The 25,599-nt window shown below is 67.6% G+C and carries 24 protein-coding genes; 11 read left to right on the top strand and 13 right to left on the bottom strand.

The features are described 5' to 3' along the window. The first annotated feature begins 193 nt into the window (after positions 1–193). The 4 genes from WT53_RS19185 to WT53_RS19170 all read left to right on the top strand — a co-directional run bounded on the left by WT53_RS19185 (position 194) and on the right by WT53_RS19170 (position 7,123). Positions 194–1,084: an urea transporter gene (locus tag WT53_RS19185; RefSeq protein WP_034204606.1), complete on the top strand. Its 891-nt coding sequence runs from the start codon at positions 194–196 to the stop codon at positions 1,082–1,084. After that, complete coding sequence (locus WT53_RS19180) at positions 1,062–1,835, top strand: class II aldolase/adducin family protein (RefSeq protein ID WP_034204605.1); 774 nt, start codon at positions 1,062–1,064, stop codon at positions 1,833–1,835. The genes WT53_RS19185 and WT53_RS19180 overlap by 23 nt, the downstream gene beginning before the upstream one ends. Before the next feature lie 65 nt (positions 1,836–1,900). Beyond that, positions 1,901–2,089 carry a 4-oxalocrotonate tautomerase gene (locus tag WT53_RS19175; protein WP_006487223.1) on the top strand — a complete coding sequence of 63 codons (189 nt, stop codon included), beginning with the start codon at positions 1,901–1,903 and terminating at the stop codon, positions 2,087–2,089. Positions 2,090–2,281: 192 nt separating this feature from the next. Continuing rightward, positions 2,282–7,123 carry an NAD-glutamate dehydrogenase gene (locus tag WT53_RS19170; protein ID WP_060261091.1) on the top strand — a complete coding sequence of 1,614 codons (4,842 nt, stop codon included), beginning with the start codon at positions 2,282–2,284 and terminating at the stop codon, positions 7,121–7,123. A 25-nt stretch (positions 7,124–7,148) separates the two neighbouring features. Here WT53_RS19170 and WT53_RS19165 read toward each other — a convergent pair whose 3' ends face one another. The 6 genes from WT53_RS19165 to WT53_RS19140 all read right to left on the bottom strand — a co-directional run bounded on the left by WT53_RS19165 (position 7,149) and on the right by WT53_RS19140 (position 12,124). After that, a complete protein-coding gene (locus WT53_RS19165) occupies positions 7,149–8,009 on the bottom strand; it encodes a class I SAM-dependent methyltransferase (protein WP_034204603.1) in 861 nt (286 codons plus the stop codon). A gap of 10 nt (positions 8,010–8,019) precedes the next feature. Beyond that, positions 8,020–8,370 carry a glyoxalase/bleomycin resistance/extradiol dioxygenase family protein gene (locus WT53_RS19160; protein ID WP_034204602.1) on the bottom strand — a complete coding sequence of 117 codons (351 nt, stop codon included), beginning with the start codon at positions 8,368–8,370 and terminating at the stop codon, positions 8,020–8,022. Position 8,371: 1 nt separating this feature from the next. Beyond that, complete coding sequence (locus WT53_RS19155; protein WP_034204601.1) at positions 8,372–8,548, bottom strand: ribbon-helix-helix protein, CopG family; 177 nt, start codon at positions 8,546–8,548, stop codon at positions 8,372–8,374. 91 nt (positions 8,549–8,639) lie between these two features. Then, the gene (locus WT53_RS19150) at positions 8,640–9,470 is read right to left on the bottom strand and encodes an arylamine N-acetyltransferase (protein ID WP_034204600.1); all 831 of its coding nucleotides are present in this window, start codon (positions 9,468–9,470) and stop codon (positions 8,640–8,642) included. A 128-nt stretch (positions 9,471–9,598) separates the two neighbouring features. Further along, complete coding sequence (locus WT53_RS19145) at positions 9,599–10,285, bottom strand: hypothetical protein (RefSeq protein ID WP_034204599.1); 687 nt, start codon at positions 10,283–10,285, stop codon at positions 9,599–9,601. A gap of 354 nt (positions 10,286–10,639) precedes the next feature. Next, positions 10,640–12,124: an amidase gene (locus WT53_RS19140; protein ID WP_034204598.1), complete on the bottom strand. Its 1,485-nt coding sequence runs from the start codon at positions 12,122–12,124 to the stop codon at positions 10,640–10,642. Between the two features lie 342 nt (positions 12,125–12,466). On the opposite strand from WT53_RS19140, the gene WT53_RS19135 reads away from it, so the two are divergent. From WT53_RS19135 to WT53_RS19125, 3 genes are all read left to right on the top strand, one after another. Then, on the top strand, positions 12,467–12,901 hold the full coding sequence (locus tag WT53_RS19135) for a universal stress protein (protein ID WP_060261088.1): 435 nt from the start codon (positions 12,467–12,469) through the stop codon (positions 12,899–12,901). 466 nt (positions 12,902–13,367) lie between these two features. Further along, positions 13,368–13,616, top strand: coding sequence for a hypothetical protein (locus WT53_RS19130; protein ID WP_060261083.1), 249 nt, complete (start codon positions 13,368–13,370; stop codon positions 13,614–13,616). A 125-nt stretch (positions 13,617–13,741) separates the two neighbouring features. After that, positions 13,742–14,215: a nuclear transport factor 2 family protein gene (locus tag WT53_RS19125; protein WP_060261079.1), complete on the top strand. Its 474-nt coding sequence runs from the start codon at positions 13,742–13,744 to the stop codon at positions 14,213–14,215. A gap of 15 nt (positions 14,216–14,230) precedes the next feature. Here the strand turns inward: WT53_RS19125 and WT53_RS19120 are convergent, their stop codons facing one another. Then, positions 14,231–14,980, bottom strand: a complete 750-nt coding sequence (locus tag WT53_RS19120) for a BPL-N domain-containing protein (RefSeq protein ID WP_257127851.1) — start codon at positions 14,978–14,980, stop codon at positions 14,231–14,233. A gap of 435 nt (positions 14,981–15,415) precedes the next feature. Here WT53_RS19120 and acnB point away from each other — a divergent pair, with 435 nt between their 5' ends. Next, positions 15,416–18,001, top strand: a complete 2,586-nt coding sequence (gene acnB, locus WT53_RS19115; protein WP_034204593.1) for a bifunctional aconitate hydratase 2/2-methylisocitrate dehydratase — start codon at positions 15,416–15,418, stop codon at positions 17,999–18,001. Between the two features lie 114 nt (positions 18,002–18,115). On the opposite strand, the gene WT53_RS19110 is transcribed toward acnB, so the two are convergent. After that, positions 18,116–18,628, bottom strand: coding sequence for a DUF4274 domain-containing protein (locus tag WT53_RS19110; protein WP_034204591.1), 513 nt, complete (start codon positions 18,626–18,628; stop codon positions 18,116–18,118). A gap of 73 nt (positions 18,629–18,701) precedes the next feature. Next, on the bottom strand, positions 18,702–19,115 hold the full coding sequence (locus WT53_RS19105; RefSeq protein ID WP_060261073.1) for a PPC domain-containing DNA-binding protein: 414 nt from the start codon (positions 19,113–19,115) through the stop codon (positions 18,702–18,704). Between the two features lie 214 nt (positions 19,116–19,329). On the opposite strand from WT53_RS19105, the gene WT53_RS19100 reads away from it, so the two are divergent. From WT53_RS19100 to WT53_RS19090, 3 genes are all read left to right on the top strand, one after another. Next, positions 19,330–20,325, top strand: coding sequence for a hypothetical protein (locus WT53_RS19100; RefSeq protein ID WP_257127850.1), 996 nt, complete (start codon positions 19,330–19,332; stop codon positions 20,323–20,325). Between the two features lie 150 nt (positions 20,326–20,475). Continuing rightward, the gene (locus WT53_RS19095; protein WP_060261068.1) at positions 20,476–20,733 is read left to right on the top strand and encodes a hypothetical protein; all 258 of its coding nucleotides are present in this window, start codon (positions 20,476–20,478) and stop codon (positions 20,731–20,733) included. 86 nt (positions 20,734–20,819) lie between these two features. After that, positions 20,820–21,218: a RidA family protein gene (locus tag WT53_RS19090; protein ID WP_060261064.1), complete on the top strand. Its 399-nt coding sequence runs from the start codon at positions 20,820–20,822 to the stop codon at positions 21,216–21,218. 15 nt (positions 21,219–21,233) lie between these two features. On the opposite strand, the gene WT53_RS19085 is transcribed toward WT53_RS19090, so the two are convergent. The 4 genes from WT53_RS19085 to WT53_RS19070 form a co-directional block, all read right to left on the bottom strand. Continuing rightward, complete coding sequence (locus WT53_RS19085) at positions 21,234–21,782, bottom strand: GNAT family N-acetyltransferase (RefSeq protein WP_060261060.1); 549 nt, start codon at positions 21,780–21,782, stop codon at positions 21,234–21,236. A 167-nt stretch (positions 21,783–21,949) separates the two neighbouring features. Beyond that, positions 21,950–23,350, bottom strand: coding sequence for an MFS transporter (locus WT53_RS19080; protein WP_059822083.1), 1,401 nt, complete (start codon positions 23,348–23,350; stop codon positions 21,950–21,952). A 37-nt stretch (positions 23,351–23,387) separates the two neighbouring features. Continuing rightward, entirely contained in the window at positions 23,388–24,632 is a 1,245-nt protein-coding gene (locus WT53_RS19075) for an NAD(P)/FAD-dependent oxidoreductase (protein ID WP_060261057.1), read from the bottom strand. After that, complete coding sequence (locus tag WT53_RS19070) at positions 24,629–25,591, bottom strand: VOC family protein (protein WP_060261052.1); 963 nt, start codon at positions 25,589–25,591, stop codon at positions 24,629–24,631. The genes WT53_RS19075 and WT53_RS19070 overlap by 4 nt, the downstream gene beginning before the upstream one ends. Between the last annotated feature and the right edge of the window lie 8 nt (positions 25,592–25,599).

Genomic DNA, 25,599 nt, shown 5'->3' with positions numbered 1-25,599 from the left:
GAAAACGATAGCAATGGCGCGAATATGTTAACAAACCGTATAAAGCTCGCTAAAACGCTAACAAACATCCAAATACACACCTGTCACGCCCCATTTCAGGGCACCGACCACAAATCCCGACTATCCAGAATTCCCTATTCCGGTGCATGGGATTGTGTCCTATGCTCGCGGCTCATCCTGTTCCGCCGCCATCATGCCTACCGCCCGCCCTGCCTCGCCGCCGATCGACCTGCGCATGCTGCTGCGCGGCATCGGGCAGGTCGTGCTGCAGGCGAACGCGCTGACCGGCACGCTGCTGCTCACCGCGCTCGCGCTGACCGACCTGCGGCTCGCGTGCGCGGCGCTGGTCGGCTCGGCCGCCGCCAGCATGACGGCCGTGTTGACGGGCGCCGAGCGCCGCGACGTCGAACAGGGACTACATGGCTTCAACGGCGCGCTGGCCGCGCTGATCGCCGTGCTGTTCGCGCCCCATCCACTCGCCGCCGTCGCGCTGGTGCCGCTGGCGGCGATTGGCGCGGCGCTCTTGCAACGCGCGATGCGGGTGTCGCTCGCCCGCTGGCGCCAGTGCCCGTATTCGAGCCCGTGCCTGGCCGTCACCGCGCTGTGGTTCCCGTTCATCGCGTTGCAGCATGCGGACGGCGCGACCGCCAGCCCGACGCTGACACCGGCTTCCATCACCGACGCGCTGCTGTCGGGTGTCGCCCAGACGACCTTCGCGCACGGCGCATGGGCTGGCGTGCTGGTCGTCGCCGGCCTCGCCGTCGCATCCCGCCGCGCGGCCGCGTTCGCGCTTGGCGGCGCGGCCGTGTCGACCGTGCTGCTGGTCGCGCTCGGCGCAAGCGGCGCGTCGTTCGCCGGCGGCCTGCTCGGCTTCAACGGCGCGCTCGCCGCGCTCGCACTGATGTCGCGCGGGCCGCGTGCGGCGCTCGCGGCCGCCGCACTCGCCGCGCTCATTCAATGGCTCGCGATGCGCGCGGGCATCCCCATGTTCACGGCCCCGTTCGCGCTCGCGTCGTGGGTGACCGTGGCCGTCGCGCGCCGCCTCACCCTCGGAGAACCCGATGTCGTTCGCACACCGTCCTGATACCGTGAAGCCCGGCGGCCCGATCTCGGACGCCGAGCGCCGGCTGCGCGTCGACCTCGCCGCCGCGTACCGCCTCGTCGCGCTGAACGGCTGGGACGACCTGATCTACACGCATCTGTCCGCGACCGTGCCCGGCGAGCCCGACCACTTCCTGATCAACCCGTTCGGCCTGACGTTCGACGAGGTTTGCGCATCGAACCTCGTGAAGATCGACCTGGCCGGCCAGCGGATCGGCGGCGGCGAGCACGCCGTCAACGTGACCGGTTTCGCGCTGCATGCGGCCGTGCACGCCGCGCGCGCCGACGCCGTCTGCGTGATGCATCTGCACAATACGGCCGGCATCGCCGTGTCGATCCAGCGCGACGGGCTGCTGCCGGCGTCGCAGCATGCGTTGCGTTTTCATGGCGATCTCGCGTACCACGACTACGAAGCACTCGCGTTCTCGCCGGCCGAAGGCATGCGGCTGACCGCGAGCCTCGGCGCGAAATCCGCGATGCTGCTGCGCAATCACGGCACGCTGACGGTCGGCCGCACCGTCGCCGAAGCCTATGTGCTGATGGATACGCTGATCAAGGCGTGCGACATCCAGGTGCGCGCGCAGGCCGGCGGCGGGCCGCTCGTGCTGCCGGAGCCGGACGTCGCCGAGCGCACCGCCGAACAACTGCGCGACGGCGGCGCGATCGAAGGCGAACTGGAATGGCCGGCGCTGCTGCGCCGGCTCGACCGGATCGATCCGTCGTATCGCGACTGACGTTGCCTGCGCACCCGACCGAATCGTTCATCGTCAATCGTTCAATCCCAACCGGAGCATCTGTCATGCCGACTTTCAATATCCAGCTGTTCGAAGGCCGCACCGTCGACCAGAAGCGCGCATTCGTCGAAGCAATCACGCGCGTCACGTGCGAAACGCTCGGCTGCGCGCCGGGCTCGGTCGATATCATCCTGACCGACGTGAAGAAGGAGAACTGGGCGACGGCCGGGAAGCTGTGGAGCGACGAGCGCTGAGCGCCGAGGGCAGCGTCGCTTCGGCGCCGCACGCCCTGCGCTGAACGTTGCACCGCGGGATGCCCGCGACGGCCACTGCATGCGGGCGCCTCACGCCCGCCGCCATTGTGCACCCGCACATCGCTTTGTCACGCAATCGGCGCATAATGCCGGACAGACGCAGCAGCCAATGGCCACCCGACGGAGACCGCCATGGAAGCGAAGAACGAGGAAGTCGTCGCACACCTGCTCTCCGACGTCGTCGAATTCGCGCGCGCTCGGCTGCCCGAAGCCACGTTCCGGATCGTCGAGCCTTTCCTGCGTCACTACTACGATTTCGTCGACGCCGACGATCTGCAGAACCGCAGCATCGCCGACCTGTACGGCGCCGCGATGGCGCACTGGCAAACCGCCCAAAAGTTCGTGCCCGGCAGCGAACGCCTGCGCGTGTACAACCCGATCCTCGAACAGCACGGCTGGCATTCCGACCACACGGTGATCGAGATCGTCAACGACGACATGCCGTTCCTCGTCGATTCGGTGACGATGGCCGTCAACCGTCTCGGGCTCGCGCTGCATTCGGCGCTGCATCCGGTGTTCCGCATCTGGCGCGGCGCCGGCGGCGGCATCGAGCGGGTCGACGCGGGTGGCGCGACCTCCAGCGACAGCCAGTCGCAACTCGCGTCGTTCATCCATTTCGAAGTCGACCGCTGCGGTGACGCCGCGCTGCTCGACACGCTGCGCGAGGACATCGCGCGGGTGCTCGGCGACGTGCGCGCGTCGGTCGAGGACTGGCCGAAGATCGTCGACATCGCCCGCGCGACGATCAAGGACATGAAAGCCCGCGAATCGACCGCGGAGGACATCGAGGCGCGCGCGTTCCTCGAATGGATGGTCGCCGATCACTTCACGTTCCTCGGTCAGCGCGACTACGCGCTCGTATCCGACGGCACGGGCTTCGGCCTGCGCGGCATCGAGGGCTCGGGCTTCGGCATCCTGCGCGAATCGCTGCGCACGTCCGATGCGCCCGACGTGACGCCGCTGCCGCAAGCCGCCGCCGACATCATCACCGGCGCGTGGCCGATCTTCCTGACCAAGGCGAATTCGCGCGCGACCGTGCACCGCCCCGGCTATCTCGACTACGTCGGCGTGAAACTCGTCGGCGCCGACGGCAAGGTCGCCGGCGAGCGTCGCTTCATCGGGCTCTACACGTCGACCGCATACATGGTGTCGACCGCCGAGATCCCGATCGTGCGCCGCAAGTGCGCGAACATCCTGCGGCGCGCGGGCTTCTTGCCGAAGGGGCATCTCGGCAAGTCGCTCGTGACGGTGCTCGAAACCTATCCGCGCGACGAACTGTTCCAGGCCGACGAAGACCAGCTCTACGACATCGCGCTCGGCATCCTGCGCCTGCAGGAACACCAGCGTACGCGCCTGTTCGTGCGCCGCGACCGCTTCGACCGCTTCGTGTCGTGCCTCGTGTTCGTGCCGCGCGACAAGTACAACACCGACCTGCGCCGGCGCATCGCGAAGCTGCTCGTCGATGCGTACAACGGCGTGAACGTCGAATTCACGCCGCTGCTGTCGGAATCGGCAATCGCGCGAATTCATTTCGTCGTGCATGCGGAACCGGGCACGATGCCCGACGTCGACACGCGCGAGCTCGAAACGCGGCTCGTGCAGGTCACGCGCCGCTGGCAGGACGATCTCGCCGACGCGCTGCTCGACGCCTTCGGCGAAGAGCAAGGCAACCGTCTGCTGCAGCGCTACGCGGAATCGTTCCCGGCCGGCTATCGCGACGACTATCCGGCGCGCACGGCCGTGCGCGACATCGAGCTGATCGAGCGCGTGAAGGATTCCGGGCAGCTCGCGATGAACCTGTACCGGCCGATCGAGGCCGAGCCGCGCGCGTTCCGCTTCAAGGTGTATCGCGCGGGCGACCCGATCGCGCTGTCGCGCAGCCTGCCGATGCTCGAACACCTCGGCGTGCGCGTCGACGAGGAGCGGCCATACCGGATCCAGACGCAGGACGCCGCGCATGCGTGGGTACACGATTTCGGGCTGGAGCTCGCCGACGACACCGAATTCGACATCGAGCGCGTGAAAGGCCTGTTCGAGGATGCGTTCGACCGGATCTGGAGCGGCCGGATCGAGAACGACGACTTCAACCGTCTCGTGCTGCGCGCGCACCTGAGCGCACGCGAAGTGACGATCCTGCGCGCGTATGCGAAATACCTGCGACAGGTCGGCTCGACCTTCAGCGACGCCTATATCGAACGCGCGCTGACCGGCAATCCGGCGATCGCGCGGCAACTCGTCGAGCTGTTCCTGCTGCGCTTCGATCCGCACATCGGCAACACGCGCGACGTGCAGGCCGAGCGGCTGCTGAAGGCGATCGAAGGCGCGCTCGACCAGGTGCCGAACCTCGACGAGGACCGCATCCTGCGCCAGTTCCTCGGCGTGATCAACGCGACCGAGCGCACGAACTACTTCCTCGCCGACGCGAACGGCGAATCGAAGCCGTACCTGTCGTTCAAGTTCGATCCGGCGAAGGTGCCCGGCCTGCCCGAACCGAAGCCGATGTTCGAGATCTGGGTGTATTCGCCGCGTGTCGAGGGCGTGCACCTGCGCGGCGGGCGCGTCGCGCGCGGCGGCCTGCGCTGGTCGGATCGCCGCGAGGATTTCCGCACCGAGGTGCTCGGGCTGATGAAGGCGCAGATGGTGAAGAACGTCGTGATCGTGCCGGTCGGCTCGAAGGGCGGCTTCGTCGTGAAGAACCCGCCGCCGCCGAGCGATCGCGAAGCATGGATGCGCGAAGGCATCGCGTGCTACCAGACGTTCCTGCGCGGGCTGCTCGACCTCACCGACAACCTCGCCGGCAACGCGATCGTGCCGCCGCCCGACGTCGTGCGCCACGACCCCGACGATCCGTACCTGGTCGTCGCCGCCGACAAGGGCACGGCCACCTTCTCCGACTACGCGAACGCGATCTCGCACGAATACGGCTTCTGGCTCGACGACGCGTTCGCGTCCGGCGGCTCGGTCGGCTACGACCACAAGAAGATGGCGATCACCGCGCGCGGCGCGTGGGAATCGGTGAAGCGGCACTTCCGCGAAATGGGCGTCGACACGCAGACCACCGACTTCACCGTGGTCGGCATCGGCGACATGTCGGGCGACGTGTTCGGCAACGGGATGCTGCTGTCGCCGCATATCCGGCTCGTCGCCGCGTTCGATCACCGGCACGTGTTCCTCGACCCGAACCCCGACCCGGCGACGAGCTTCGCGGAGCGCCAGCGCATGTTCGCGCTCGAACGCTCGAGCTGGGCCGACTACGACGCGGCCGCGATTTCGCCGGGCGGCGGCGTGTATCCGCGCACCGCGAAGACGATCCCGCTGTCGCCGGCCGTGCAGGCCGCGCTCGGCATCGACGCGCACGCGCTGCCGCCGACCGAGCTGATCCGCGCGATCCTGCAGGCGCCGGTCGACCTGCTGTACAACGGCGGCATCGGCACCTACGTGAAGGCGGCGCGCGAAACCCATGCGCAGGTCGGCGACCGCGCGAACGACGCGGTGCGCGTGAACGGCGCGGACCTGCGCTGCAAGGTCGTCGGCGAAGGCGGCAATCTCGGCTGCACGCAGTTCGGCCGCATCGAGTTCGCGCAGCGCGGCGGCCGCATCAACACCGATGCGATCGACAACTCGGCCGGCGTCGATTGTTCGGATCACGAAGTCAACATCAAGATCCTGCTCGGGCTCGTCGTCTCCGACGGCGAGATGACCGAGAAGCAGCGCAATGCGCTGCTCGCCGAGATGACCGACGAAGTCGGGCTGCTCGTGCTGCGCGACAACTACTACCAGACGCAGGCGCTGTCGATCGCGGGCCGCCATGCGGTCGAACTGCTCGACGCCGAGGCCCGCCTGATGCGCTGGCTCGAACGCGCGGGCCGCCTGAACCGCGTAATCGAATTCCTGCCGACCGACGACGAAGTCGCCGAGCGGCAAGCCGCGAAGCTCGGCCTCACGTCGCCGGAACGCGCGGTGCTGCTCGCGTACAGCAAGATGTGGCTCTACGACGCGCTGCTCGAATCCGACGTGCCGGAGGATCCGCTGGTGGCCGCGATGCTCGTCGACTATTTTCCGAAGCCGCTGCAACAGCGCTTCAGCGAGCCGATGCGCCGCCATCCGCTGCGCCGTGAAATTCTCGCGACGCACCTGACCAACGCGCTCGTGAACCGCGTCGGCTGCGCATTCGTGCACCGGCTGATGGAGGAGACCGACGCGAAGCCCGGCGACATCGTCCGTGCGTGCATCATGGCGCGCGACGTGTTCGACCTCGACGCGGTATGGCGCGACATCGACGCGCTCGACAACCGCGTCGCCGACGACGTGCAGGCGCGCATGTTCGTCGACGTCGCGCGGCTGCTGGAGCGCGCGGCGCTGTGGTTCCTGCGGCATCTGCAGTCGGGGGCGGTGGCCGACGGCGGCGTCGCCGGATTGATCGCGCGCTGCCGCGACGCGGTGCAGCGCATCGCACCGCAACTGCCGTCGCTGCTGCCGGCCGACGATCTCGATGCGCTGTCCGAGCGGCAACGCGTGCTGGTCGATGCCGGCGTCGACGCCGCGCTTGCCGGGCGCGTCGCGAGCGGCGACATCTCGGCCGCGCTGCTCGACATCGCCGAAGTGGCCGCGACCTGCCATCGCAGTCTCGAACTGGTCGCGGGCGTCTACTTCTCGCTCGGCACGCTGCTCAACTACGGGTGGATCGGCGAACGCGCGGCCACGCTGCCGACGCCGACGCATTGGGACATGCTCGCGCGCGCGGCCGCGCTCGCGGAAGTCGCGCGGCTCAAGCGCACGCTCGCGACCAGCGCGCTCGCGGAATCGCCGGATTCGACCACGCCGGACACGATCGTCGGCGCGTGGCGCGCGCGCCGCGAGACCGCGCTCGCGCGCTACGAGCACCTGCTCGCGGATCTGCGCGCGTCGGGCGGCGCCAGCCTCGCGGTGCTGCTCGTGGTCGTGCGCGAGATGGCGGTGCTCGAACGCGCGTGAAGCTCGCACGCGCGGCACGCGGCGGTCACACCGTCGCGACGAGCAGTTCCTCTGCGCGATTCGGCGGGCGCAGCCCGTCGGTACGATCGGCGAAATAGCGGCGCGTGAGATCCGCCGCCGACACGTGTTCGGCCCGCGTGAAGCCGGCTTGCGTCGCGAGCGCGCAAATCTGCGCCGGCGTGAAGAAGCTGATGAACGGCGTGCCGCTCTCGCGCGCGCCCTTGGCGGCCATTTCGAGACCCGGGCGCACGTCCGGATCGGCATGCTCGAGCGGCAGCAGGAAGGTCATCGCGAACGTCGAGCCCGGCGCGAGCGCCGCCGCCTCGCGCAACGCCGCCACGTTCGCTTCGTGCGTCAGGTACATGCTCACGCCGGTGGACACCACGACCGCCGGTTTGTCCGCATCGAAGCCCGCCCGCACGAGCGCGTCGCGCCACGACTGCTTCGCTTCGAAATCGACCGGCACGAAGCGCAGCCAGTCCGGCACGCCGAAGCCGAGTTCGGTCAGGCGACGGCGTTTCCACGCCTGAGGCGCGGGCGGATCGACCTCGAAGACGGTCAGTCGCGACGCCATCTCGGGCCGGCGCTGCACGAAACTGTCGAGGCCCGCGCCCAGGATCACGTACTGGTTCACGCCCCGCGCGGCCTCGTCGACGACGAGATCCTCGATGAAGCGCGCCCGCGCGACGATCGATGCACGAAACGGCCGCGTGAAGCGCTGATCCATGTCGCCGCGCTGCTGCCAGCCGGGCCGCGGCGCGAGCAGACGCAGGCCGACTTCATCGGCGAGCACGTGCGGCGGCTCGTCGAGTTCGACGTGCAGCGCGCGCCACAGCGCGACGCGCTCGGCGGTGCTGTCGGGAGCATCCTGATGGCGGTCGGTCATCGTCGTCCCCTCATGCACCGGGCTTGCCCGGCGCCTGCAGGCGCCATACGCGGCCGTCGGGATCGCGCACGGTCATGTCGCGCGTGCCCCAGTGCGTGTCCTCGAACGGCGTGACGACGTCGACGATCGGCTGCGGCTGCACGGCCTGCTCGTCGGCGACTTTGAGTACGACCTGCATGTCGGGCGTCTCGCTCGCCGGCACCTCGGCGATGAACAGGAACGGGCCGTCGCCGCTGCGCAACTGGCCTGACTGATGATCGGTTTCGAACTCCAGCGTGAAGCCCAGCGCCTGGAAAAACTTCGCCGACTTGCCCCAGTTGTGCGTGGTCAGGTACACGGCTTCGATTCGCTCGGATGACATGTCACTCCTCCTTGTTGGATGACCCGGCCCCCGGTCGCGGAGCGGCCAGATATGCACGCAATGCGTCGGCCACCAGCGCGGACAGCGACTGCTCCGTTTCGATGGCGCGATGCTTGACCTGCCGGATCAGACTCAGCGGCAAGTACACGTTGAATTGCTTCACTTCTTCGTCGGTCATGGTTGCTAGTATGCTAGCAAACTAGCAAAAGTCAACCGACGGCAGCGGCGAAAGGGCCGAGGGGGCCGCCGTCGGATATCGGCCGGCCGCGTTACTTCGCGCTGCGCGCCGCGAGCCGCGCGAACAGCGCGTCGAGATCGAATCCCGCCGTATCGATGCCGATCGTGTCGCGCAGGCACGCCGCCCAGTCGGCGGCATCGTCGAACGTGACGGTGCGCCCGGCTCCCGCCGCGTCGCGCAGCGTCAGCACGGTGTTGAGCAACGCCGCGCGGCCGTCCGGCAGCACACGGCACGCGATCAGGTCGTTCACGAAGATCGATTCGGGATACGTGGACGTAAACCAGTTCGCGGCTTCGTAATCGATCCACTCGGCCGGCTTCAGCGAGAAGCGGTAGGTCGTCTGCCAGCCGTCGGGAATCTCGAACTGCATGTCGAATTCGCCATCGACCGGCGCATCGATCACGCGAAACGCGCCGTGCGGCGTCAGTTGCCGCTCGCCCGGCACGAACCGCAGCGGCGCGGTCAGCGTCGCGCTGCCGAAGCCGATGTCCGCAAGCCACGTCGCGCCGTCGAGATCGATGCGCAGCAGCATGTGCGTCTGCGCGGTGACGATCTCGGGCGGCCGCATCCAGCGCACGCGCGCGATCAGCGGCGTCACGCGAAAACCGATCGTCGTGAGCGCGGTGTAGAACAGCTTGTTGAGTTCGAAGCAGTAGCCGCCGCGCCGGCCTTCGATCACCTTGTCGACGAGCGCGGGCAGGTCGAGCGCGACCCGCGCGCCGGTCAGCGGATTGAGGTTTTCGAACGGAATCGCCTGCGGATGCAGCAAATGCAGCCGACGCAGTACGTCCAGCGTCGGTTCGGCCGGGCCGTCGTAGCCGATGCGGGAGAAATAGCGCGAGAGGTCGAACGAGTCAGTCATGAGAACCGGCACCGATGAAGGAACACGCCACGATAGCATCGCGCGAAATCCCCATGTTGTGCGGGGCCATGGTTCGTCGCCGGCGCGCACGATGCCGGCCACCGCATCGCGCACGCCTGCCCGCGGCGTTACGGCAGCAGCTTCAGCGCGGACGACGCGACGGACGGCACCGAAATGCCCTGGCTCGTCGCGAACTGCACGGCCTGGCCGAGCGTCGCGGCAAGCGACTGCAACTGGCCCGGCGCGCTTTGCGCAATATACGACGCGGCCTGCATGTTCTGCGGATTCAGGCCCGATTGCAGCAGCGACGCCGCGCTCGTCGAACCGAGCGTGCCGAGCCCCGACTGCAGTTGCGAATACTGCGTGAGGCCCTGCCCCAGCGACGCGAGGCCGTTGCTGAACGCCTGCTTGTCGATCGGGCCGTGCGTGGCGCCGCCGCTCGCGAATGCCTGGCCGAGCGCCTGCGACACCGATTGCTGCGCGCCGCCCATCTGCGACAGCGTGGCCGGCGACAGCGCATCGCCGCCGGACAGCTGGCTCGCGGCCTGCTGCGCTTGTCCGGCCGCCCCCGTCAGCCCCATCGCCGACGCGAGCGACGACTGACCGTTCAGCACCTGCTGGTTCGCACCGACATAGGCCTGCAGCAACTGCGCGACACCGCCCTGCGCAGGCGCGGCCTGCTGCTGCCCGCCGCCGAGCAGCGACGCGCCGATCGACTGCAGGTCGAGCTGCGCGTGCGCGGCGCCGCTCACCAGGATGCCGAACGCGATGCCTGCCGAGGCCAGATGCCGGCCCGTCGCGCGAATGTGCTTCATGTGTTTCCCTCGTGCCCGAATGATCGAGGCGATATTGTCGAAGCGCGTCGCGCGCCGCCGCAACGACTGAAACACATCGAAACGAAATCGGGCCACGCCGCCGCTTGCAATTCGGCGGCCGACAGGCCCCGTCGCGCAGATTCCCGTGCGGTTGCCGCGCGATGCCGCGCACGTCCCGCGATTCTTTCTCCGGTTGCATCAATGGACGCCAGCCCCGGCCTGCGCCGGCGACGCGACGCAACGCTTCCGCCGCGCGCTTCGCGTCGAGCAATGCAAACGAAACGGGCAGCCCGTCGCCGCCCGTTTCGTCACCCGTTTCGCGCCCGGCTTACGGGCTGCCTGCCGGCCGCGGTATTACGCTGCCATCCACGCCGGCACCCGCCGGGCCACCCAGTCGGCCGCCTGCTCGTAGCCGTGCGCAAGCTGCAGCACGGCGAGATCGGCGCGCGGACGACCGATCAGTTGCATCCCCATCGGCAAGCCCGCGTCGTTGAAACCGACCGGCACGTTGATCACCGGGCAGCCGGCCAGCGTCCACGGCACGACCGTTTCCATCCAGCGGTGATAGGTGTCCATCGCGCGGCCCGCGATCTCCTTCGGCCAGCGCTGGTCGACGTCGAACGGGAAGACCTGCGCGGTCGGCGCCGCGATGAAGTCGTAACGATCGAAGAAGCTCAGCGCCGCCTGATGCCACGCGGTTCGTTCGACGCTCGCGTCGAACACCGCCGCGCCCTGCATCGCGAGCAACCCCTCGACCTCGTAGATCGCCTCGGGCTTCAGCAGCGCGCGCCGCGCCGGGTCGCGATAGTGCGCGAGCAGCCCACCGCCCGACAGCAGGTGCCGGTGCGCGAGCCACAGGCGCCAGATCCGGTCGGGCGCGAACGCCGGCAGCGCCGCATCGACGTCGCAGCCGATCTCGCGCAGCGTCGCCAGCCCATGCTCGCACTGCGCGAGTACGCCGGCCTCGGTCGCGAGATAGCCGTTCCAGTCGCCGACCCACGCGACGCGCTTGCCGCGCAGATCCGCGTCGAGCGGCTGCGCGAACGCCGCCGGATCTTCCGCGAGCGACAGTGGATCGTTGCGGTCGTAGCCGGCCTGGATCGCGAGCAGTTGCGCGACGTCGCCGACCGTGCGGCCCATCGGCCCTTCGATGCCGAGCTGCTGCACGAACACGTCGACGCCCGGCCAGCGCGGCACGCGGCCTTGCGACGGACGGAAACCGTAGATGTTGCAGAACGCGGCCGGATTACGCAGCGAACCGCCGAAATCGCTGCCGTCCGCCACCGGCAGCATCCGCGACGCGAGCGCCGCCGCCGTGCCGCCGCTGCTGCCGCCCGCGCTCTTCGTCAGGTCGTACGGGTTGCGCGTCGCGCCATAAACCTCGTTGAACGTGTGCGAACCGAGCCCGAACTCGGGCGTATTGGTCTTGCCGATGAAGATCGCGCCGGCCGCGCGCATTCGCGCGACGCCGACGGAGTCGGCCTGCGGCACGTTCTCGCGGAAGATCGGCGAACCGTAGGTCGTCCGCAGCCCCTTCGTCATCGCCAGATCCTTCGGCGCTTGCGGCATCCCGTGCAGCCAGCCGCGGTACTCGCCGCGCGCCAGCTCCGCGTCCTTTTCCGCGGCTTCCGCCAGCAGCGCATCGCGCTCGCGCAGCGCGACGATCGCGTTGACCGCGCCATTCACGCGCTCGATGTGATCGAGATACGCACGCATCGTCTCGACGCACGAGACCGCCTTGCCGCGGATCGCCGACGCGAGCTCGCCGGCCGACAGGCGCACGATCGGATCGACGGAAATGGAAGCGGGAGCGAGAAACTGCGGGGCGCCGTGCGGCATGCGGGTCTCCTGGGATGCGGTATCGGATGGCGCGCCGCCGGGCGGCGGCCGACGCTCTACTCTACGCGACGCGCCCTGGACGACCTCCGATATTTTGCGGCGCAATTCATTGCGGATCCGACTGAATCGCGCTCGCGGCGAGAGTTCGCACCGACCGGCCGGGGCCGGTGCTAGCGCTCGCTGCCATTTATGCGCATAAACTTAAATTTCTTATATTTTTAATTGGTGCGTCACGAGGCTGCGTGCGTTAACGACATTTTTATGCGGCCGGCCGATCTCTTTAGATCGTTTCGTCCTGCCGCTCGCTACGCTGGAAGCACTTCGTTTCCGGGTTCATCGTCCATGCTCAAGCTGCTGGTTCCGGTCGGCCATTCGCCGCGCTCGCTTCAGGCCGTTCGGCACGCAACGTTTCTGTATCGCGAGCGCTGCGCGTCGGAGGTCGTGCTGATCAACGTGCAGGCACCGCTCGAATCGACGCGGCTCGAAGCCTATTACCCGCTGGCGCGGTTGCGCGCGTTCGAGACACGATTCGCGACCGACGATCTCGCGATGGCCGAGCGGCTCCTGCGCGACGCGGACGTGAAATACAGCGTCGTGATGAAGGTCGGGCCGGTAGCCGATACGATCGCGGCCACGGCAGCCGAAACCGGGTGCGACGAGATCGTCGTGACCGCGCCGGGACGCGATCCGCTGCACGCGTTGATGTCGGTGTTTCGGCGCGGCGTGACAGCCCGGCTGTTGCGGATTTCGAATGTGCCGGTGACGGCGGTGCAATGACGGGAACGGCGCGTCACGCGTGCGCATGCGGTCGCGCGGCGGTCAATCGATGACCTTGCGCCAGAACACGAAATAGGCGGCTGCCGAAGACGCCAGCAGCAGGATGGCCCACATCGGAGCAAGACTGATCAGGACGGACGAGACGTTCAACATTTGGATTCCTCACTATTTCGACAGCGATCTTCAACACCTGCCTGCTTGCCGGACCCGATGCGTCGACCCGCGTCGCGTTCCGTCAAATCATGCATTCATGCTATCGCTTTGAACGGCCGTGCGACCGCCGCCGCCGGCCCGCACCCTGACATTCGTCAAACTCGCGCGCATTGCCCGCCCATCGCACGGCGACGGAAAAACAGGACAGGATCGTCCTGCCTCGCCACCGCTTTCAGCAGACGTTTACCGGGGGAAGCCCCAAGTGCTTCGTCGAACGTGTCCGCGTTACGCTTGAGCAACGAGGAGACGAATCATGAGACGAGCCGTACATATCGCCGTTTTCGCCCTGCTGGCCTATCTCATCGGCGATCGCGCGATCTTGCACGCGCAGGGCCGAGACGCCAGCCCGCTCGCGTGCGAGCAAGGCGCCGCGCAGGTGAGGGCCGATGCGCTCGGTCGCGGCTTCGGCGAAACCGCCGCCGGCAGCCAGAGCGAGGCCTTCATGTCGGGCTGCCTGGTGACGGGACGGAGCGATCAGGACGTCGCGATGGTCGCCCGCTGACGCGTATCATCCGGCGGCGAGCCGGCTACGCCCGACGTCGCGAGCACGGGTGTCGGTTCGCGCTGCGTGCCGCACTGTCCCGATACGGACGCCACCGTCCACCCTCCCTGCCCCGTTAGCCCGACATGACCGATCCGAACACCGCGTTGATCCAGCGCTTCTACACGGCCTTCCAGCAGCGCGACATCGACGCGATGCTCGCGTGCTATGCCGACGACGTCGTCTTCAGCGATCCCGCGTTCGGCGAACTGCGCGGCGAACTCGCGCGCGACATGTGGCGGATGCTGGTCGCGCGAGCCCAGGCGTTCTCGCTGACGTTCGGCGAAGTCGCCGCGGACGACCAGGCCGGGCGCGCGAAGTGGAGCGCGCACTACCGGTTCGCCGCGACCGGACGGAGCGTGGTCAACCGGATCGACGCGCGTTTCCGGTTTCGCGACGGACGCATCGTCGAACATCGCGACCATTTCGACCTGTGGCGCTGGGCCCGTCAGGCGCTCGGGATGAAAGGCGCCCTGCTCGGCTGGACGCCTTTCATGCAGCGCGCGATCCGCGCGCAGGCACGGAAAAATCTCGACGCGTATCGCGCCAAACGGACATGAGCCGCGGCCGCTCCGCTACGGCTTCATCGTCGCGTTGATCAGGTCGTAGGCCATGTCCGGCGCCACGCCGTCCGGGTTCTCGAGGCCGTTCTGGCGATACCAGCTTTCATCGGCCTCCGGATGCGGGCCGGCCAGGCCGACGCGCCCTTTGCCGTAGCGGTACGTGGCGGCCGCGATGTCCTTGTTCGGGTAGATCGCCAGCACGATCCCGCCGGAGCCGAGCGGCGCGACCGGGAGCCGCGCGCCGTCCTGATAGTAGATCCAGCGTTTTTTCCCGCGCCAGACGACCGGCGTCACCGTATCGGCGGTGCCGTGAAGCGTCGAGCCCGGCCGGTCGACTTCGGAGTCGATATCGCCGGCAACCAGCCCGAAACCCTGCTCGCCGGCCAGGTAGGCACCCATGCACAGTCCGAGATATCGGCCGCCGTTCGCTACGTAATGCCGCACGGCCCTGATTGCGGGGCGGCCGATGCTGGCTGCCGCGCCGGGAATATCCTGCCCGCCGCCGGGCTGCACATAGAGCGCCGCACCGGCCAGCGCGGCGGGCGTGATCTTGAGCTTTTCCGCCGGCCCCACGTAGATCACGCGGAACCGGTAGTCCGATTCCCGCAGGCGTCTGGCGATGGTTTCGGGGCACCCGTCGCACGCGGCAGGCCCGCGATAGACCAGCGCGACCGGCTGGCTCGCCGCGTCGCGCGCCGTGTTGCGCGCTGGGTCGCCGGGCGTGGCCGCGTGAACGGCCGGCGACGCGACGAGCGCCACCATCAGGAAAATCGCGTCTATCGAGCGCATGTCGTGGATCGCCGGAGTCAAGGAAATCGCTGCCGCCCGGGCCGAATCGACAGGCGCGCGACCGCTTTCGCCTCCCGTTCCGACACCTGACTGCACGTTGCGTGACAGCGAGCGTAACGGCCCGAACGCGCCCCGTGTGTACCGTTTCCTGCGGGCTTGTGCAGATATGTGCGACATCGGGGACCTGAACCGACACCCTGCACCCGGCCGCCCGGCCGCACCCGACAAGGCCGGCTCCCGCCATGCAACCGCGTCTTCCGTGTTTCGCACCGACAACTCTTATATAAGACATAAGACATTTGACGTTCCACCCCGTTGAGATTAGAATTCCGCTCAAAGCAGTGCCTGGAATCGCCCCGGAGTGCCGGCAAGGCCTTCCCCTCAAACGCAATATCAGCAGGTCTCCCCATGCTTGAAAACTTTCGTGCTCACGTGGCCGCCCGCGCCGCGCTCGGTATTCCTCCCCTGCCGCTGACGGCTCAGCAGACCGCCGAACTGGTCGAGTTGCTGACGAACCCGCCCGCCGGCGAAGAGCAGACGCTGCTCGAGCTGATCACCCATCGCGTGCCCGCCGGCGTCGACGAAGCCGCCCGCGTGAAGGCCGGCTTCCTGGCCGCCGTCGCGAAGGGCGAGACGGCCTGCCCGCTGATCTCGCGTGCGCGCGCCACCGAGCTGCTCGGCACGATGCTCGGCGGCTACAACATCCAGCCGCTGATCGAACTGCTGTCCGACGAAGCCGTCGCCGCGGTAGCCGCCGACGCGCTGAAGAAAACCCTGCTGATGTTCGACCAGTTCCATGACGTGAAGGAACTCGCCGACAAGGGCAACGCGCACGCGAAGGCCGTGTTGCAGAGCTGGGCCGACGCCGAATGGTTCACGAGCCGTCCGGAAGTGCCGGAAAGCCTGACCATCACCGTGTTCAAGGTCACGGGCGAAACCAACACCGACGACCTGTCGCCGGCGCCCGACGCCACCACCCGCCCGGACATCCCGATGCACGCGCTGGCGATGCTGAAGAACGCGCGCCCGGGCATCACGCCGGAAGAAGACGGCAAGCGCGGGCCCGTCAAGTTCATCGAATCGCTGAAGGAAAAGGGTCACCTGGTCGCGTACGTGGGCGACGTGGTCGGCACCGGCTCCTCGCGCAAGTCGGCCACCAACTCGGTGCTGTGGTTCACCGGCGAAGACATCCCGTTCGTCCCGAACAAGCGCTTCGGCGGCGTGTGCCTCGGCGGCAAGATCGCCCCGATCTTCTACAACACGATGGAAGATGCGGGCGCGCTGCCGATCGAGCTCGACGTGTCGCAAATGAACATGGGCGACGTGGTCGAACTGCGCCCGTACGAAGGCAAGGCGCTGAAGGACGGCAAGGTCATCGCCGAATTCCAGGTGAAGTCCGACGTGCTGTTCGACGAAGTGCGCGCCGGCGGCCGCATTCCGCTGATCATCGGCCGCGGCCTGACCGCGAAGGCGCGTGAGGCGCTCGGCCTGCCGCCGTCGACGCTGTTCCGCCTGCCGCACCAGCCGGCCGACAGCGGCAAGGGCTTCTCGCTCGCGCAGAAGATGGTCGGCCGCGCGTGCGGCCTGCCGGAAGGCCAGGGCGTGCGCCCGGGCACGTACTGCGAACCGAAGATGACCTCGGTCGGCTCGCAGGACACCACGGGCCCGATGACCCGCGACGAACTGAAGGACCTCGCCTGCCTCGGCTTCTCGGCCGATCTCGTGATGCAGTCGTTCTGCCATACCGCCGCGTATCCGAAGCCGGTCGACGTGAAGACGCACCAGACGCTGCCGAACTTCATCAGCACGCGCGGCGGCATCGCGCTGCGCCCGGGCGACGGCGTGATCCACTCGTGGCTGAACCGCATGCTGCTGCCCGACACCGTCGGCACCGGCGGCGATTCGCACACGCGCTTCCCGATCGGCATCAGCTTCCCGGCAGGCTCGGGCCTCGTCGCGTTCGCGGCCGCCACCGGCACGATGCCGCTGGACATGCCGGAATCGGTGCTGGTCCGCTTCAAGGGCAAGATGCAGCCGGGCGTCACGCTGCGCGACCTCGTCAACGCGATTCCGCTGTACGCGATCAAGCAAGGCATGCTGACGGTCGCCAAGCAAGGCAAGAAGAACATCTTCTCGGGCCGCATTCTCGAAATCGAAGGCCTGCCCGACCTGAAGGTCGAGCAAGCGTTCGAGCTGTCGGATGCGTCCGCCGAGCGTTCGGCTGCCGGTTGCACGGTGCGCCTGAACAAGGAACCGATCATCGAGTACCTGAACAGCAACATCACGCTGCTCAAGTGGATGATCGCGCAGGGCTACCAGGATCCGCGCAGCCTGCAGCGCCGCATCGCGGCGATGGAGCAATGGCTGGCCGACCCGCAACTGCTCGCGCCGGATGCCGACGCCGAATACGCGGCCGTCATCGAGATCGACCTCGCCGACATCCACGAGCCGATCGTCGCATGCCCGAACGATCCGGACGACGTGAAGACGCTGTCGGACGTCGCCGGCGCGAAGATCGACGAAGTGTTCATCGGCTCGTGCATGACCAACATCGGTCACTTCCGTGCCGCGTCGAAGCTGCTGGAAGGCAAGCGCGACATTCCGGTCAAGCTGTGGGTCGCGCCGCCGACCAAGATGGATCAGAAGCAGCTGACGGAAGAAGGTCACTACGGCGTGTTCGGCACGGCCGGCGCCCGCACCGAAATGCCGGGCTGCTCGCTGTGCATGGGCAACCAGGCGCAGGTGCGCGAAGGCGCGACGGTGATGTCGACGTCGACCCGCAACTTCCCGAACCGCCTCGGCAAGAACACGAACGTATACCTCGGCTCGGCGGAACTGGCGGCGATCTGCTCGCGTCTGGGCAAAATCCCGACCAAGGAAGAGTACATGGCCGACATGGGCGTGCTCACCGCCAACGGCGACAAGATCTACCAGTACATGAACTTCGACCAGATCGAAGACTTCAAGGAAGTGGCCGACACCGTGCAGCTGTAAGCACGCAGTCGGGCTGCGGCGGGCGGTCGACGTCGCAGCGCACCGAAAGGCGCCGCAGGCCGACAGGCTGCGGCGCTTTTTTTCGTCCGTCGGCGACCGGACGCGCCCGTCCCGTCAGTCGTACAGCGCGTGCAGCCGCTCGACCACGTCGAACGGCAAGCCTTCGTCATACCCGTCGGCTTCGTCGAGATCGACGTACTCGCGCCCGTCGGTCGGCTGCAGCATCATTGCCGGCACGGGCCGCGCGACCGGCACGTCCGGATAATCGTTCGGCCCCGCGCCATCGAAGTCGTGCGGATCGAACCAGATACCGTGATTGGCGTAGTAGCCGTCGGCGTAACGTTGCTCGATTTCGCGAAGCAACCGAAACGTATCGAGTTGATACGACGCGTCGCCCAGATCGCTTTCGTTCGCATACTGCACGAACCACGCGGCGCCGAGATTCCAGTAGATCAGCAATGCGGTCGCGCGATCTACGTTGCGGTTGTCCAGCAGCCAGCGCAACGCACGGCCGTTGCCGTCGTAATTGGAGCGTGCGGCGAACCGGTGCCACTGTTCGGGCGTCGCGCCTTCGAGCCAGGTCCGGACGATGTCCCACGCCTTCTGTTCGATGTCGGTGTCATCCATGGATTGCGCCTTGCGGAATGAGCGGTAACGGGAAACGTCTTCGATGGCCGGTGATTCTAGCGCCGCTGCCCATTCATGCCGCGCCGCCGCCCGGCTCGCGACGGATCACCAGTTCGTTGAAGCCGGTGCCCGCATCGAGCTCGCGCGAGAAGCGATGTGCGGGCAGCAGCGCGAGCAGGATCTCGGCCGTCGTGCGCACCACGCAGCCGCTCGCCACATGGCCGCCCGTCACGCGGCCGTCTGCATCGGAGATCGACATATGAAGGTGCGCGCCGTCCGGCGATACGGAGCCGGCCAGCGTCAGAATTTCGAGGTCGCCGCGCAGTTCGGTCGGTTGATCGACGCCGGCGAAGCGCAGCTGCGCGACGCTCAGGCTGCCGATGCCCTGGATCACGAAGGCCGCGTGCGATGCATGCCGATGCAACGCTGCTTCGATGGCGCCGCGCAGATCGTCGCCGGGGGAAAGACGCAAAGGATGGGCTTGCATGGCCGAGAACCTGGGTCGATCGTGGTATCGACCAAGCGTACGTTCGCCCCGTGAATCCGGCAAGTCGTCCGCGCTCGATAATCCCGCGCGTCGGGGTCGTCCCCGCGTCGCTTCATCCGCTACCGTTCGACTCCGGCCACCCGCGCATACGAGCCCCTGCGGCATGGCTTCGCACCGGCCGCAGCGCATCGGTTCGTTGACGGACGGAACACACATGCGCCAGATGAAAACCGACCCTGACCTATGCAAGAATCGGTTCCTCGAGGCAAGCCCTGCTTCATCCCCCTTTCATCGAACGCCCCGTCGAATGCCCAAATGCCAGAATACGTATGAGCGCTTCCACACCCCGAGCGACGAAATTGCCGCGCGGGAAGTCGCGGCGATGAGCGATGAGGAGCGTGCGCGCGCCCAGTCGGCGGGGAGCGTGCATGTCCGAAACTGGCTCGCCATTCTGGTGATGCCGGTCGCCGTCGGGCCTTTGATCGCGGTGTTCGCGTATATGGCGGGCATGCTCGCATACCGCGGAATGGTCGATCCGGCCTTCGATATCGACCGTGCGGTTGGCGAAACATCCGTCACCGTCATAGGGGTCACGGCGCTCTTCATCGCAGCCTGGATCGGCCTGAACTGGTACGTCGCGACGTACGGTACCCGACAGCGGTACTGGCGTGAAATGCCGTTCAACGGGCGTGTCGAACTGGAGCGCCATACGCTCCGTGCGGCGATCATCGTGTGGTCGGACGACTACGATCCGGAACCCCTCTATGTCGAGGAATGGATCGACGGCAAGCTCAAATCCAGCAAGGCGCGACTAAGGCAGTGGATCCTGGCCCGAACGTCCGTCGGTCATTGGCTGGTGCTGGATCATCGAATTGCGGCAGACAGTGGGTACGGGCCGCCCACGCTCCCCTTGGAAACGAAACGATGGGTCCCGCAGCAAGAACTGGCAATCGCATTTGCGCCACGCACCAATATCCGCATCGGATTGAGATGGAGTGGACCGGCGGCGCCATCGACCGTGACTTCCTACCTGCTGTCTCACGCCGAATGTGAGCGTCTGGCTGCGGCGGCTCACCACTATGGTTTTTTTCCGCCGGACCAATATGGCGTCGTGGCTGCCTCCGATGCCGACTGGGTCGAGGAACTCGCGGCCCGGGCATTGGAGCGCGACGTGCCTGTCGACGGGGCGCCCGGGCGAGCGCTGACGTAATCGTCGCAGGTCGTTGCAACGTCGACCGCGGCCGCCACAGCGAGTCTGAAAACGACGCCAATTGCCGGCGGCCGCATAATAGCGGGGTTCATCTCGAGGTCTTGTGCACGGCCTTCCGCGACGCATCCGCCCCAACCCGGATTCTTTGTGATGACAGCGATTCCGAACCGACGATCCCGCCTGCGCGGCGGCCTGCTTGGCCTGCTGATCGGCGACGCGCTCGGCGTGCCGTACGAATTCCACGACGCCGCGTCGATTCCGCCGCCCGCCGCGATCGACATGGCGCCGCCGCCGGGCGTCGCGCGCACGCACGACGGCGTGCCGTACGGCGAGCAGGCGTTGCCCGCACGATGGGTGGCGACGCTGCGCGGGAAAGACCAGGCCGAGGGCTGGCTCGCGAGGTGGTGAACACCGCCGCCGGTCGCCCCTGACTCGAATACGGCGGCCCGATCGGGCCGTCCCGACCCACCGCATCAACCTGAGAGGATGCTCCGATGCTGCGTGCCATCAATCCCCCCGGCGCAACGATTCCCGGCATTTCGCAAGCGATACTCGTCGAAGGCGGTCAACCGCTGTATTTGTCAGGGCATGTCCCGTTCGATGCCGCGGGCACCGTCGTCGGCGCCGATCATGCGGCGCAACTCGACCAGGTGTTCCGGAATATCGCCGAGACGCTTCGCACCGCGGGTGTCGGCTTCGAATCCGTCGCGCGCCTGACGATCTATGCCCGCGATTTCGATTCGAGCCTGTTGCCGCAGATTCGCGCGGTGCGCGACCGCTGGGTCAACACCGCGTGCCCGCCCGCGAGCGCGCTCGTCGGCGTGGCGTCGTTGTTCCGCCCGGACGTACTGGTCGAAGTGGACGCATTCGCGATCGTTCCCGCCGCGAAATAACCCACCGCAGCGGCCTCAGCGGCGATCGCTCGCCAGCAACCCGTACAGCGCACTGTCCGACACTTCGTCGCCGACGATCCAGCGCTCGCGCAACAGCCCTTCCCGGACGAAGCCGAGCCGTTCGAGCAACCACGCCGACGCGACGTTGCGCGGATCGATATCGGCCTCGATCCGGTTCAGCCGCAGCGTGCCGAAGGCATGATCGACCAACGCCGACGCCGCTTCGCGCATGTATCCGCCGCGCCAGAACGCGCGCCGCAGGCAAAAGCCGATCTCGGCACGCCGGCATTGTGCGTTCGCATGGAACAGCACGCACTCGCCGAGCGCTTCGCCGGTTTCCCGCAGTTCGAGCACGCAGACCAGGCTCTCGCCGCTCGCGGACATCTGCACGTTGCGCGCGACGCGCGCCTCGGCCTGCTCGATTTCCGTCATCGGCGAGAACGAGAAATAGCGCATCGCTTCCGCATCGGACCAGATCTCGAAGAAGGTCGGCGCGTCGGCGTCGCGAAGCGGCCGCAGCACGAGGCGGGAGGTATTCAGCGTGACGGGTTCGAACAGGGGCATGGCAGCGGTCTGACGAAAATCGGGACCGTGAATTAGAACACGCGAACCGTGCGCCAACCAGCGCGCCCGCTGCAGCGCCCGACATGGAACGGCCGACGGCCGTGAAACAAAAGGCCCGGGCAACGTCTCCCGGGCCTGAGCACCTCGTCCATGACTGCCGGTCACGCTTACGCCTCGAGCGCCTCCAGCACCTTCCCCTTCGTCTCGATCCCGACGAAATGCACGGTCAGCGCCGCGATCAGCGGCACCACGCCGATCAGATAGAACGCCGGCGCGAGGTTCCCGCCGATGATCGCATGCGGCACGACCATCGGCGCGACGAACGACGCGATCTTCAGCCACGCGCTGCCGAGCCCGCAGCCCGACGCGCGGATGCTCGTCGGATACTGCTCGGGCGTATAGACGTACGCGGTGATGAACCCCGACGCCATCAGCCCGAGCGACAGCGAACAGAAGACCGCGACCACGTACACCGACGACGCGTGATAGATGCCGGCGAGCGCCAGCGACAGCGCGCACAGCACGAACGACCACACGATCACCGGCTTGCGGCCGAGCTTGTCGACCAGCAACGCGGAGGCCAGCGAGCCGAGCACGCCCATCACCGAGCCGATCACCGCGAGGTTCAGCGCGAGCTGCAGCGGCGCGTGATAGAAGTTCTTGTAGATCGTCGGCAGCCACGTCGACAGCCCGTACTGGATGAACCCGCAGGTCGCCCACAACGTCGCCACCGCGAGCGTGCGCTTGCGATACGCGGCGCTGAACAGGTCGGTCATCCTGCGCTTCGGATGCTGGCGCACCATCTCGTCGAACGCTGCCGCCTGCGTGACCGGCGGCAGCTCGCCGCGCACCGATCCTTCGAACACGCCGACCGCGCGCCCGGCCTCCGCGAGCCGCCCGCGCGACGCGAGCCAGCGCGGCGATTCCGGCACGAGGCGCGTGAGCACGAGCGACAGGATCACCGGCAGCCCGCCGACGAAGTACATGATTTCCCAGCCGAAGCGCGGCACGAGCCACGCGCCGAGCGCCATCGACACGAGCAGGCCGATCGGGAACACGATCTCGTACAACAGCACGAAGCGGCCACGGCCATGCGCGCGCGTGATTTCGTTGATGTACGTGGCCGCGACCGGCAATTCGCCGCCGAGCCCGAGCCCCTGCAGGATCCGCAGCAGCACGAACACCTCGAACGTCGGCGCGAAGCCGCACGCGATGCTCGTGATGCCGATCACGGCCGAGCTCCACGCGATGGCTTTCACGCGGCCATGCTTTTCCGCGAGCGCGGGAAACAGGAATGCGCCGATCAGCTGGCCGATCGCGCCGGACGCGATCAGCATGCCGATCTGCGTCGGCGACAGCCCCCATTTGTGAATCAGCAGCGGCAGCGTCGCCGCGATCGTGATCACGTCGAAGCCGTCGAAAAACGTCGCGGTGCCGATCAGCACGCGTGCGCGGATCTGCATCGCGTTGGCCGGAAGCCGCTCGAGCCGGGCGATGATCGCGCCGGGCGTGGAGGCGGCAGCTTCCATCGTGGCCCTGCCGGCCACGACGTTGTCGAAAGTGCTCATGCGGGGTGTCTCCTGGGTCTCTTTCCGGTTGGGCCGGTCAGGCAAGCGCTTGGGTCGTGTCTGCCAGGGCTTCCGTATCCACTGCCCGGCCCTGGTTCATCCACTTGCGCGCGAGTTTCAGCTCGCGTGCGTTGTTCACGGCGATGACACCTCTCACATGTCCGTCGCCCACGAAAAACAGCGTCGCGCGACGCGCGGCGAGATCGCCGCGCACGACGAGCTGCGCATCGGCCGGCAGATCGCCGAGGATCTGCAGGTTCACGTCGTACTGATCGGACCAGAACCACGGAATCTCCGCGTACGGTTCACGTACGCCGAGCACGGCTTTCGCGGCCGCGATCGCCTGGTTCTGCGCGTTCGCCCACGATTCGAGGCGCACGCGCCGCTTCAGCCAGCCGTTGTGATGGTTCGCGACGTCGCCGCACGCGAAGATCGCGGGGTCGCTGGTCGCACCGAATTCGTCGACGACGATGCCGTCGTCGACCGCGAGCCCCGCGTCGCTCGCCAGCGACGCATTCAGCGCGAGACCGATGCCGGCCACCGCGAAATCGGCGTCGATCGTCGTGCCGTCGGCGAGCGTCGCGCGCACCTTCGATGCGTCGCCGGGCTGCGCATCGAGCGATTCAAGCGCCGCGCCAAGTCGCACGTCGACGCCGTTCGAACGATGCAGGTCGAGCAGGAAGTCGGACACGATCTGCGGCACCGAACGCCCGCACAGCCGCGGCGCGCCTTCGACCACGACGGCATCGACGCCGAGCTTGCGCGCGGTCGCCGCGACTTCGAGGCCGATCCAGCCGCCGCCGATCACGAGCACGCGCCGGCTCGCCCGCAGCTTCTCGCCGAGCGCGGCGGCTTCGTCGAGCGTGCGCAGGTAATGCAGGTTCGGCGTATTGACGAGCGCATCGGGCAAGCGGCGCGACGTGCCGCCGGTCGCGATCACGAGCCGGTCGTATTCGATCTCGCGGCCGCTTTCGGTCTTCACCACGCGGCGCGTGCGGTCGATCGACGCCGCGCGCTCCGGTTGCCATGCCTCGACGTTCAGCGCGCCGAATTCGTCCGGGCGCACGACGCGCACGGTCTCGATGTCGGCGTCGCCGGCCAGCACGGCCTTCGACAGCGGCGGGCGCTCGTACGGCAGGTGCGGCTCGTCGGCGATCATCACGAGACGCCCCGCATACCCTTGCGCGCGCAACGTCTTCAACACCCAGCCGGCGGCCTGGCCGCCGCCGATCACGACGACCGTGCCCGGCGCGGGCTGCGCGGGCGTATTCGCTTCGGTCATGATTTGCGCTCCGTCATGAACTTGCCTTCCGGCGCCTTCGCGTGCTTCTGCCGGCGCGTGTTGCCGTCCAGGCCGCCGTCGACGGCCCACTCGGCGAACACGGTCGGCCCCGGTTCGAATTCGCGCGGTTGCCAGTCGGGCGTCAGCACGTCTTCGTCCGCGTAGTACTCGATCAGCGCGCCGGCCGGATTCTGGAAGTACCAGAAGTACGCGGACGACACCGGGTGACGCCCTGGGCCGAGTTGCGTTTCCCAGCCGCAGCGGTCGATGTGCATGCCGCCGCCGAATACTTCGTGGATGTCGCGCACGGTGAATGCGACGTGGTTCAGGCCGCGTTTGCCGTTCGGCAGCGCGAGCAGGAACAGGTCGTGATGGCCGCCGTGCGGCGCGCAGCGCATGAACGCGCCGCGGCCCGGATAACGGTCCGACGTCTCGAAGCCGAGCAGTTCGTGATAGAACCTTTCCTGCGCGTCGAGGCAGTTCGTGAAGAACACGACATGCCCGACCTCGACCGGCTCTGCACGCGCATAGATCGGGCTCGGCTGGTCCACGCGCAGCGTCCGCCCCCAGACGTTCGACGGCGAGCCCGTGATGTCGAGTGCGCGCTTGCGCGTGACTTCGATGCGGATCGCCATCCCGTTCGGATCGATGCAGCCGAGCGCATCGTCCTGCGCATAATAGCCGGGCTGGCCGGCCAGCTTCGTGCGCAATGCGTCGAGTTCGCCCTGCGTCGCGACGCCCCACGTGACTTCCCGCAGCGTCGGGCCTGCTTCGAACGCGGGCGGCAGCGACGGATCGTCGGCTTTCACGACCAGCACGGTGCAACCGTTCAGCGTCTCGAAGCGCGCACGCGTGTCGTCGTGCGCGACTTCCTTCAGCCCCCAGTCGGCGAAAAAGCGCCGGCAGGTGGCGAGGTCGTCGACGCCGTACGTAATCTGCTCGATTCCCAAAATGCTCATTGCGTCAT

This window comes from Burkholderia sp. MSMB2157WGS (assembly GCF_001532755.1).
Classification (GTDB): domain Bacteria; phylum Pseudomonadota; class Gammaproteobacteria; order Burkholderiales; family Burkholderiaceae; genus Burkholderia.
Note: the sequence above shows the minus strand (reverse complement) of the source record. Positions and strands in the feature narration are given on the sequence as shown.